This window comes from Pseudomonas sp. IPO3749, assembly GCF_013386605.1.
GTDB classification, from domain to species: domain Bacteria; phylum Pseudomonadota; class Gammaproteobacteria; order Pseudomonadales; family Pseudomonadaceae; genus Aquipseudomonas; species Aquipseudomonas azotoformans_A.
The window spans coordinates 18,770-30,129 of record NZ_JACARN010000127.1; the positions used below are offsets into that span (position 1 = coordinate 18,770).

Here is an 11,360-nt window from a genome sequence, read left to right on the forward strand (position 1 = left end):
TTACAAGTGCGGTGCGCCAGGCGCGGATTGCCCAAGCATACCGACGGGGCTTGCCGGGAGCCAGTGCTCAAACCGCCACCAGGCGCCCTCTAACGAGCTTTTAAAACAAGCGTATGTTTTTTCATTGACAGCTCGCAGGCATCCTCATAACCTCGCCAGACTTTCAACGTACCGGGAAAACGGACGTGGGCAGCATCTATCTGATTCGACATGGCCAGGCCTCCTTCGGTGCAGACGACTATGACGTCCTGTCGCCCGTCGGCGTGGAGCAGGCACAAGTGCTCGGCCGCCACCTGGCGGAAATGGGCCTGGTGTTCGACCGCTGTGTGGCCGGCGACCTGCGCCGCCAGCAGCACACCGCCACTGCCGCGTTCGATCAGTACAGCGCCCTGGGCCTGCCGGTACCAGCACTGGAAACCGACAGCGCCTTCAACGAATTCGATGCCGACGCAATCATCCGCGCCCTGCTCCCCGACCTGCTCACCACCGAACCCGAAGCCCTGGAGATCCTGCGCAACGCCGCGCAGAACCGCAGCGAATTCCAGCGCATTTTCGCCCTGATCATCGAGCGCTGGCTGGCCGGCACCTACGACCCGCCAGGGCTGGAAAGCTGGCTGGGCTTTGTGGAACGTGTGCAGGGTGGCCTGCAACGTATTCTTGAAGTGGCGGACAACGCGCAGAAAATCGCCGTGTTTACCTCCGGCGGCACCATCACCGCCCTGCTCCACCTGATTACCCGGATGCCTGCCGCGCAAGCGTTCGAACTGAACTGGCAAATTGTTAACACCTCGCTCAACCAGCTGAAATTCCGCGGTCGCGAGGTGGCACTGGCTTCCTTCAACAGTCATGCCCACTTGCAACTGTTGAAGGCGCCGCAGCTCATCACGTTCCGATGAACTGCGGCCAACCGTGACCCCAAGGTCACTGGACTCTACCCTAAAGGATCGAAACCATGACTGACGTAGCCAAAGCTGTAGAAGCAATGAAAGCCAAATTCAACCCAGCCGCCGCCGACGGCCTGGACCTGGTGTTCGGTTTCCGCATCGACGAAACCAAGAACTTTTCCCTGGTCGTCAAAGACAAGACCTGCGAGCTGCAGGAAGGCGAAAACCCAGACGCCCAAGTGACCCTGGTCATGGACAGCGAAACCCTGGAAGGCATCGTCGACGGCTCCACCGACGGCATGCAGGCCTTCATGGGCGGCAAACTGCGCACCGAAGGCGACATGATGCTGGCGATGAAGCTGAGCGAACTGTTCCCTTCCTGAATCCGCTGAAGCTCAAATGTGGGAGCAAGCCCGCTCCCACATTTTATTCTGCGGTGTGATTTAGATTTTTGGCTGCAATAACAACACCACCAACGCACTCCACCCCGTCTGATGCGAAGCCCCCAACCCGCGCCCGGTCTCGCCATGAAAATACTCGTGGAACAACACCAGGTCGCGACTCTCCGGGTCAGCCTCCAGCTGCGCATACCCGGCCATCGACGGCCGCAGGCCATTCTCATCGCGTAGAAACAACCGGGTCAGTCGCTGACTGAGGCTGTCAGCCACTTCCTCCAGGGATGACAGATAACCACTGCCCGTCGGGTACTCCACCGAGAAGTTATCGGCGTAATAGCGGTGAAATTCGCGCAACGATTCGATCAGCATGTAGTTCACCGGCATCCACAACGGCCCGCGCCAGTTGGAGTTGCCGCCGTACAGCCGCGAGTCGGATTCGCCCGGCTGGTAACTCGCACACAGGGTATTGCCGTTCATCTTCAATGCCAGCGGTTGTTCGGCGAACGCCTTGGACAGAGAGCGCACACCAAACGCCGACAGGAACTCATTGTCATCCAACATGCGTCGCAGCAGGTCCTTGGTGCGTTCGCCACGCAGCAACGCCAGCAACAGGCGATTGCCCTGCCCCGGTTCGTTCCAGCGCGAGACCAGTTTGGCCAGGTCCGGACGGTGCTTCATGAAGCCCAGCAAACGCTCGCGCAACCCTTCCAGGCCTTCATGCTCGCGCTGCTCCAGCACCAGCACGGCAAACAGCGGCATCAGCCCGACGATGGAACGCAGGCGCACCGGCTCGTTCTGGCCATCGGGGCGGTGCAGCACATCGTAGAAAAACAGGTCCTGCTCATCCCACAGGCCTTCGGCGCCGTCGTCGACGCGGTTGATGGCGCCGGCGATATACAGGAAGTGCTCGAAGAACTTCACCGCGATGTCGACATACACCCCATTGCGCTTGGCCAGCTCCAGGGCGATGCGCATCAAGTCCAGCGCATACGCCGCAACCCACGCCGTGCCGTCGGCCTGATCCAGCTGGTAACCCGCTGGCAACGCGGCCGAGCGGTCGAACAAGGCGATATTGTCCAGCCCGAGGAAGCCGCCCTGGAACAGATTGCGCCCCTCGGCATCCTTACGATTGACCCACCAGGAAAAATTCAACAGCAGCTTGTGAAAAATCCGCTCCAGAAAATCCATATCGCCGACGCCGGTCAGCGCCTTGTCCTGTTGATAGACGCGCCAACTGGCCCAGGCATGCACCGGCGGGTTGGCGTCGTCGAAGCGCCATTCGTAAGCCGGCAACTGGCCGTTGGGGTGCATGAAGCGATCTTTCACCAGCAGCAACAGTTGCTGCTTGGCATACCCCGGATCGATCAATGCCATGGCCACTGCCTGGAAGCCTTGGTCCCACGAGGCATACCACGGATATTCCCAGGTGTCGGGCATGGAAAGGATGTCGAAATTCGACAGGTGCCGCCAATGGGTGTTGCGAATGTGCAGGCGTTCGGGCGGCGGCGCGGGTTGTGCCGGGTCGCCGTCGAGCCATTGGTTCACGTCGAAATAATAGAGCTGCTTGGACCACAGTAACCCGGCCAAGGCCTGGCGCTGCACATTGCACGCGTCCTCATCGGCGATGCCGTGTTGCAAGGCGGCGTAGAAGTCATCGGCCTCTTGGCGGCGTTGCTCGAACAGCTTGCGGGCGTTGACTGGCGGCGCGTCGACCGGCGCAAAACGCAGGTAGAGGGCTTTGCTTTCCAGGCCGGCCAGGTCGAGGATGAAACGCGCGGCGACTTTAGTCCCGCTGTCGCGTCGAATCGCAGCGTGGTCACCGCCGACTACGTAATCATTGATTCCATCCTTGAACGGCCCCGGCGCCGCCTGCCCATCCAGCCGGGGAATATTGGTTTCGTTCTCGCAGAATAACCACTCCATCCCGTCCTGGCCCCAGGCGCTGAGATGGCGATCCGCCAATTCATGATGACGCGCCAGCACCTGCTCGCCGTCCGGCGTCAACTGCGGCTTGGGTGCGTCGAAGGTCCAGCTCCAGTCATTGCGCGCCCACAGGTGGGGCAACACCTGCACACGCGTTGGCTGGTCAGAACGGTTGTGTACGGTCACACGCATGAAGATATCGTCGGGCTGATGCTTGGCATATTCGACGCTGACATCGCAGTAGCGGTTGTCTTCGAACACGCCGGTATCGAGGATCTCGTACTCGGCATCCGCCAGGCCACGGCGGGCGTTTTCGCTGATCAGGTCGGCGTAGGGAAAGGCGGCATGGGGGTATTTGTAGAGCATGCGCATGTAGGCATGGCTCGGGACGCCGTCGACGAAAAAGTACAGTTCCTTGACGTCTTCACCGTGGTTGCCCTCGGCATTGTTGAGGCCGAACAGGCGCTCCTTGAGGATCGCGTCGCGCTCGTTCCACAGGGCCAGGCCCAGGCACCAGCGTTGCGCCTTGTCGCTGAAACCCGCCAAACCATCCTCGCCCCAGCGATAGGCGCGGCTGCGCGCGTGTTCATGGGGGAAGTAGGTCCAGGCGTCGCCATCGGCGCTGTAGTCTTCGCGCACCGTGCCCCATTGGCGTTCACTCAGATAAGGGCCCCACTCGCGCCAACGCTCGGCATCCTGCTGCGCCAGGCGTTGGCCTTCGAGGGTTGCACGTATTCGGTTGTCGGGTGTGGCCGTCATCGGGTCCTCCATCGCCTACCAGATGAGAGGCAGTGTAGAGCCCAATGACGCCCGGGTGCACATGAAGACTTAGAAGATGGCGTAGGTGTAGTTGAAGATCAGGCGGGTCTGGTCCTGGTCGGCAGTGCCGGTGTTCTTGCCGTGATAAGTACCGGTACGGAAAGTCGTACCAAAACCTTTCAAAGGACCGGCCTGCACAACGTAGTCCAGGCGGAAGTCGGCTTCGTTTTCTTTCTGGTCAGGGCCACCGGCTACCTTCGACTTGATGTCCCGGCCATCCAGATAAGCCACGGACGCCTTCAGGCCCGGCACGTAGGCCTTGAAGTCATACGAGTACTGACCAAAATTGACCTGCTCGCCCGCGCGGGAGAACTGGCCGACCACAGCATCGGTGAACAGGTAGAAGTCGCTGCCGCCGGCGCCTTGTGCATGCGGATCGGCCAGGCTGCCCTGGTTCACCCACACGAAGCCGCCATCGTCGCCCACGCCAATGTGGCCGAGCATCAAGCTGCTGCCGCCCAGCTGGTAGGTGAAGGCCGCACTGTAGGTTTTGTTGTCCACTTCGCCGGCGTGCTTGGCGTAGCCGCCATTGTTGTTGAACTGGTAGCCGCTCTCGCCGTTCTTGCCGTCGCTGCTGCTGTCGAAATAGCGCAGGTCGGTTTTGAACGACTGGTCATTGCCCAGCGGCAAGACGTGGGCCAGGCCGAAGTAGTTCTGCTTGTAGAAGTCTTGCAACTGCGCGTAGTAGTACTGCAACGTCAGGTTTTTCGCGATGACGTTGTCGGAAGAACCAAACGGCTTGTAGTCCACCCCACCGAACTTGAAGCTGTCACTGTCGCGCGTCCCACCGGCCACGCTCAGACCTGTGGAGTTGCTGGAGGCACGGCCTTCGGCACGGTTCAACTCACCGCCGGTAAAGGTGACGTTGGGAATGTCGTTGGATGTCAGGATGCCGCCGTCAAAGGTCTGCGGCGCTACACGGCTGTCGTTGGACACCAAAATCGGCAGCACCGGCGCCAAGCCACCACCGACATGCAACTCGGTCTGGGAAACGCGGAACTTCACATTGCCCGCCGCACGACCAAAGGAGTCGGCAGGTTCAGTGCCGTTGTTCTTGGTCGGGAAGAAGCTGTTGCCGTTACCCGACAGGCCCGCGCCCGCCGTGTGGCCATCACCGCCGTCCAGGCGCAGCGCGCCGAAGGCCATGACGTCAAACCCCAGGCCGACGGTGCCTTGGGTGAAGCCGGATTTGTAGTCGAAACGCAGCGCCGTTGCAGTTTCGCGCAGGTCGTTGTTGGTCCCCGAGCGGTTATCCGCGCTGTAGTACATGGTCCGCGAGCTGATGGCCGCGTGACTGTCTTCAAGGAAACCGCTGTGACCGTTGCCCGTGCCCAGCGAACCGAGCCCGAAATCATCAGCGAATGCCTGTTGTGCAAGAACGGCGGCGGTGATCGACAACGCCAGTGTAGAAATTTTCATTAACGACAGCCCCTAAACATTTTTTTATGTGTCTGGTGTGCATAACGGCGTTTTCATCCTTGCAAACGTGACGATTCTTTCATGCCGACCGGGGCGGACTCCGTGAAGAATTAGTTAGGAAAACCGTCCTTAAATGAAATTTCTCACAGGCTGTTTTTTGTCATATTCACGTCATCTCATTCATTTGCAGAATGAAGTCCTGAAGATTCTTCGTTTGCAAGCGTGCCTTGCGCTCAACAAAATCCAGGAAAAGGTCACCTCTATCGTCATCGCCATCAGGAATTTTTCTATGCCCACCACTTCACATGTCAGCCCAGACGAGATCCGCAAGGGTTTTTCCAAGGCCATGTCCGACATGTACCGAGATGAAGTTCCCCTGTATGGCGCGCTGATGGAGCTGGTGGCCGAGACCAATGCCCACGTGCTCGACACCCAGCCGCAGCTGGCGCAGCAGCTGCAACGCACTGGCGAAATCCAGCGCCTGGACATGGAACGCCACGGCGCGATCCGCCTGGGCACGGCAGAAGAACTGGCGACCATCAGCCGCCTGTTTGCAGTGATGGGCATGCAACCGGTGGGCTACTACGACCTGACACCGGCTGGCGTGCCCGTGCACTCCACCGCGTTTCGCGCCGTGCATGAACAGGCGCTGCAAACCAGCCCGTTTCGCGTGTTCACCTCATTGCTGCGCCTGGAACTGATCGAGAACCCCGACCTGCGCGCCTTTGCCGAAACCGCCCTGGCCAAACGCTCGATCTTCACCCCCGGCGCCTTGGCGCTGATCGAACAAGCTGAAAAAGACGGCGGCCTCAACGTTGCGGACGCCGATGAGTTCATCCGCCAGGCCCTGGAAACCTTCCGTTGGCACCACACCGCCACCGTCACCAGCGCGCAGTACCAGCAACTGAGCGACCAGCACCGCCTGATCGCCGACGTGGTCGCGTTCAAAGGCCCGCACATTAACCACCTGACCCCGCGCACCCTGGACATCGACCAGGTCCAGGCTGCCATGCCGGGCAAAGGCATCACGCCAAAAGCCGTGATCGAGGGACCGCCGCGCCGCCAGTGCCCGATCCTGCTGCGTCAGACCAGCTTCAAGGCCCTCGACGAACCCATCGCCTTTACCGACGCCCAGGGCAGCCACAGCGCACGCTTCGGCGAAATCGAACAACGCGGCGTGGCGCTCACCCCCAAAGGCCGTGCGCTGTACGACCAGTTGCTGAACGCCGCGCGCGACGAATTGGGCGCTTTCCCCAATGAGGGCAACGCCGCACGTTATATGCAATTGATGGAACATCACTTCCAGGCCTTCCCGGATAACCACGCGCAGATGCGTGAACAGGGCTTGGCGTACTTCCGCTACTTCACCACCGCACAGGGCCTGGCGGCGCGCGGTGCGGCCGAGCAACCGCGTACTCTTGAAGCACTGATCGCAGCGGGCCATATTGATGTGGAGCCGTTGGTGTATGAAGATTTTCTGCCGGTGAGTGCGGCGGGGATTTTCCAGTCGAACCTGGGGGATGCGGCGCAGAGTCACTACGCGGCTAATTCGAACCAGGCAGAATTTGAAAAGGCGCTGGGCCGTCGGACCATTGATGAATTGAAACTGTATGAAGAGACGCAGCAGCGCTCGATTGATGACTGCACAAAGGCACTGCTGGCCTGAAATGAAGTACCCACCCGGCTCACCAGCGCAATCCTTGCGCCGCAACAGTCCCCAGAGCCGGGTGCCCTCAGTTGTAAATCCCTCCTAATATCCCGGAAAGGTCGTTGCCAGAAACAACCTACACGTTTTTAGGAAGCCCATGGTTTGAGATAAATCCTAATCGAGACGAAGCTGAAAGTACGTGATCCCCCGTACAGCGTTAATCGTGTCGAACAGGAGATATCATGACAATAGCCACGAATATTCTGAAGCGCACTGCATTAAAAGAGGAAGAATATTTTATCCATGCAACACCCAAACCCATAAAACAAAATAACAAATCATGAACTTTCCAAGGAAGATAGACCGACAATACTTGGCAGCAGGTCTATCTGGACTTGCAAACTTGCTCCTCGGTGCATCTTCTCTTTACTGGAAAGCACTGAGCGATTTTTCATACATAACATTACTTATGTACAGGGTCATGTTATCCAGCGCCACTCTCGCTCTGCTCCTACTTGTATTCAGGCGACTTGACCACTTTAAAAACATTACACCAGGATTAATCCTCACGCACTGCGCAGCCGCAACAATGATTGCTTTCAACTGGGGAGCCTTCATTTGGTCATCTCTCAACGGATATCTATTAGAAAGTGGTCTCGGGTACCTTCTAGCTCCTTTCATCTCTATTGGAATGGGCTGCTTGATTTACCATGAACCCATCACACCGCGAAAAATGCTGTCCACCATCGTTGCGCTAAGCTCGGTCGTATCTCTCGTTCTCCTCAGTGAAAATCTAAATCACTGGACCTACCTGCTGATCGCCACGACATGGGGCTCATATACGTATCTAAAAAAAACCACCTCATTAGACGCAGTAAGTGGATTATTTCTAGAAACGCTTTTTTTGTCCGTACTTCTGACTCTCGCCACTTGGGCATTCAACTTCACCATCATTCAACCCAATGCATCCTCTTACCAAAACTTATTAATCTTGATCGCTGGCGTGGTATCCGTAACGCCACTGCTGATGTTTTCTTTTGCCACTAACAAAATACCACTATCGGCAACTGGGTTTTTACAGTTTATACTACCGCTCACACTGTTCAGTATCGGCATATTTTTCTACGAGCAGACAATACCCAAGTTATCCCTGGCACTCCTCATGACAACAGCCGGCATACTAGCGATACTCCTTGCTTACGATACCTCCACCGCCACATCATTAAATGCAAAAAAACATTAGAGCCGAAAAGCATCTATGAAAGCATCATTATGCGAAATGAGATGAAGGCAGTATTCGAGACAAGTGCATTGCTCTATTGCTTGCGATGCCAGATTTGGCATGCTGAAGAAGCTATCCGTTCGATGGGGGCCGTAGCTCAATTTGGTGGCTGGGTTGAGATCTCGGAAATCCTAGGCTTGGCGTTCAAGCGCTAGCACACGGCCGCCAAACCTATGTCAGATCAGCGTGCTCAGGGTACGGATTTAAACCCGACCGATTCGGCTCAATGTCGCCCCGATAAAGTACCCACCCGGCTCACCAGCGCAATCCTTGCGCCGCAACAGTCCCCAGAGCCGGGTGGGCGGTGGGCATCATAGGCAGTGAAAGCCGCCCTGTCCTTCAGACAATTCTGAACAAATGTGTCCGCGCCCTGTAGGAGCGCGGACCATCGCCTAACCCAACTTCGCCACAATGTCGTCTTTGATCAACAGCCGTTTCTTCTTCAGTTTCTCCACATCCTCATCGCTGGCGCTTGCCGATTCTGCCTTCAGCACTTCCTTGTCAGCGTCATCGTATTGAGTGAGCAGCGAGTCCAGGCGTTTGTCGCTCGCCCTGCGTTCGTGAACCTCTTCCTTGCTCTTCCCCAAATCCAGATACAGGTCGTGTTTCACTGGCATGGCGTACCTCCGCACGTTGATCAATGGCTTACGCCCTAGAAGCTAGACCATTGCGAGGGGTCTTGTCATGTTCGGGGTCAATACTGCCCCGTTCGTCGCGGCGCAGGTGTTTGGATCAAACCTTTGCGGCGCCCTGCCCTCCACTCTAGATAGCCATTCGAGGGAGACCGGTTTCATGACTCATGCCGCCACCGCTGTCGACACCCAGTGCATCAACACGATCCGCACCCTGGCCATGGACGCCGTGCAGAAGGCCAATTCCGGCCATCCAGGCACGCCCATGGGCCTGGCGCCGGTGGGTTATACGCTGTGGAGTCGCTTCCTGCGTTATCACCCGGAGCATCCCGACTGGCCCAACCGTGACCGCTTTGTGTTGTCCGTCGGACACGCGTCGATGTTGCTGTATTCGCTGTTGCACCTGGCCGGTGTGGTAGAGATCGATGCCCATGGCAAGCGCACGGGCCAGCCGGCGATCAGCCTGGACGACATCAAGCAATTTCGGCAGGCCGATTCGAAAACGCCGGGCCACCCCGAGTACCGCATGACCACTGGCGTAGAAACCACCACCGGGCCACTCGGTCAGGGCTGTGCCAACAGCGTCGGCATGGCGATGGCCGAGCGCTGGTTGGGTGAGCGTTTCAACCGTGATGGCAAGGTGTTGTTTGACTACGACGTCTATACCCTGTGCGGTGACGGCGACATGATGGAAGGCATCAGCAGCGAAGCGGCGTCGATGGCTGGCCACCTTAAGCTGGCGAACCTGTGCTGGATCTACGACAACAACACCATCAGTATCGAAGGCCACACCGAGTTGGCGTTCAGCGAAGACGTGATCAAGCGCTTCCAGGCCTATGGCTGGCACACGCTGCACGTGACCGACGCCAATGACTTGCAGGCCTTGAGCGCCGCGCTGGAGGCCTTCAAAAGCAATACCGGCGCACCGACCCTGATCGTGGTCGACAGCGTGATCGGCTACGGCTCTCCCCACAAGCACAACACCGCCGCCGCCCATGGCGAACCGTTGGGCGATGAAGAAATCCGCCTGACCAAGGCCGCTTACGGCTGGCCGCAGGATTCAAGCTTCCTGGTGCCCGATGACGCGCGTTCTGTTTTGCGTGACGCTCTGCTGGAACGCGCCGAACCGCTGTATCAACAGTGGAACCAGACCCTGTCCGACCTCGACCCGCAATTGGCCGATGAACTGCACCGCATGCGCGCGGGCGAGATGCCGGAACAGTGGCAGGCGCAACTTCCCAGCTTTGAGACCGATGCCAAGGGCGTAGCCAGCCGTGCATCAGGTGGCGAGGTGCTCAACGCCTTCGCCCAGCAGATCCCCTGGCTGCTTGGCGGCTCGGCAGACTTGTCGCCGTCGACCAAGACCAACCTCACCTTCGACGGCGCCGGGCGTTTCAGTGCCGATGACTACAGCGGGCGCAACCTGCACTTCGGCATTCGCGAACATGCCATGGGCGCGATTGCCAATGGCATGGCGCTGTCCTACCTGCGCTCATACACCTCGACCTTCCTGGTGTTCAGCGACTACATGAAACCGCCGATCCGCCTGGCGGCGATCATGGAATTGCCGGTGGTGTTTGTGTTTACCCATGACTCGATTGGCGTGGGTGAAGACGGGCCGACGCACCAGCCGATCGAACACCTCACGCAACTGCGCGCCACACCGGGGTTGCTGACACTGCGGCCCGGCGATGCCAATGAAACCCTGGAGCTGTGGAAGGTCGCCTTGGCGCAAACCCATCGGCCAAGCTGTGTGGTGTTGTCGCGCCAGCCGTTGCCGACGTTGGATCGTACGAAGTATGCGGCGGCGTCCGGGGCAGCCAAGGGGGCTTATGTGTTGGCGAGTGCCGACGAGCCCAAGGTGATTCTGTTGGCGACCGGCAGCGAGGTCAGCTTGGCGGTGGCGGCGTATGAACAGTTGGAGAATGAAGGGATTGCCGCGCGGGTCGTCTCCATGCCGAGTTGGGAGTTGTTTGAAGATCAGGACCAGGCGTATCGCGACAGCGTGTTGCCGCCAGCGGTGAAGGCGCGGGTCGTGGTGGAACAGGCTGGGCCATTGGGTTGGGACCGGTATGTCGGGCAGACCGGGGCCAAGGTGGTGATGAACAGCTTTGGCGCGTCGGCGCCGTTGGCCAAGTTGCAGGAGAAGTTTGGGTTTACCGTTGAGAATGTGGTGAAGCAGGCTGTATCGCAGGTTCAATTGATTCAGGGTTGAGCTCAAAGTGGGATTGCGCGCGAATGCGGGGGGCAGTTTTTTTGGGTGGGGTACATATCCGTTATTTAGGTAACGGCTACTTATGGTTCCGCTCTTACAGCGGCTCACTTTTGGAAAGGCCCAAAAGTAAGCAAAAGGCC

The 11,360-nt window shown here is 58.5% G+C and carries 8 protein-coding genes; 5 read left to right on the forward strand and 3 right to left on the reverse strand.

The window, feature by feature from the left end:
* Nucleotides 1-185: 185 nt before the first annotated feature.
* Both HX812_RS31225 and HX812_RS31230 read left to right on the forward strand, forming a co-directional pair.
* Nucleotides 186-896 (forward strand): histidine phosphatase family protein, encoded by a 711-nt coding sequence (locus tag HX812_RS31225; protein WP_038843454.1) that lies wholly within the window; start codon nucleotides 186-188, stop codon nucleotides 894-896.
* Between the two features lie 56 nt (nucleotides 897-952).
* Nucleotides 953-1,267, forward strand: coding sequence for an SCP2 sterol-binding domain-containing protein (locus HX812_RS31230; RefSeq protein WP_038843452.1), 315 nt, complete (start codon nucleotides 953-955; stop codon nucleotides 1,265-1,267).
* A gap of 60 nt (nucleotides 1,268-1,327) precedes the next feature.
* Here HX812_RS31230 and HX812_RS31235 read toward each other — a convergent pair whose 3' ends face one another.
* Nucleotides 1,328-3,964 (reverse strand): glucosidase, encoded by a 2,637-nt coding sequence (locus tag HX812_RS31235; RefSeq protein ID WP_038843450.1) that lies wholly within the window; start codon nucleotides 3,962-3,964, stop codon nucleotides 1,328-1,330.
* Between the two features lie 69 nt (nucleotides 3,965-4,033).
* A complete protein-coding gene (locus HX812_RS31240; RefSeq protein WP_038843448.1) occupies nucleotides 4,034-5,443 on the reverse strand; it encodes an OprD family outer membrane porin in 1,410 nt (469 codons plus the stop codon).
* A gap of 289 nt (nucleotides 5,444-5,732) precedes the next feature.
* On the opposite strand from HX812_RS31240, the gene HX812_RS31245 reads away from it, so the two are divergent.
* Both HX812_RS31245 and HX812_RS31250 read left to right on the forward strand, forming a co-directional pair.
* A complete protein-coding gene (locus tag HX812_RS31245) occupies nucleotides 5,733-7,109 on the forward strand; it encodes a VOC family protein (RefSeq protein ID WP_038843446.1) in 1,377 nt (458 codons plus the stop codon).
* A 355-nt stretch (nucleotides 7,110-7,464) separates the two neighbouring features.
* The gene (locus HX812_RS31250; protein ID WP_152514690.1) at nucleotides 7,465-8,334 is read left to right on the forward strand and encodes an EamA family transporter; all 870 of its coding nucleotides are present in this window, start codon (nucleotides 7,465-7,467) and stop codon (nucleotides 8,332-8,334) included.
* Between the two features lie 431 nt (nucleotides 8,335-8,765).
* Here HX812_RS31250 and HX812_RS31255 read toward each other — a convergent pair whose 3' ends face one another.
* Nucleotides 8,766-8,990 carry a DUF465 domain-containing protein gene (locus HX812_RS31255; protein WP_038843444.1) on the reverse strand — a complete coding sequence of 75 codons (225 nt, stop codon included), beginning with the start codon at nucleotides 8,988-8,990 and terminating at the stop codon, nucleotides 8,766-8,768.
* 175 nt (nucleotides 8,991-9,165) lie between these two features.
* Between HX812_RS31255 and tkt the strand changes: the two genes are divergently transcribed.
* Entirely contained in the window at nucleotides 9,166-11,220 is a 2,055-nt protein-coding gene (gene tkt, locus HX812_RS31260; protein ID WP_038843442.1) for a transketolase, read from the forward strand.
* The last annotated feature ends 140 nt before the right edge of the window (nucleotides 11,221-11,360 follow it).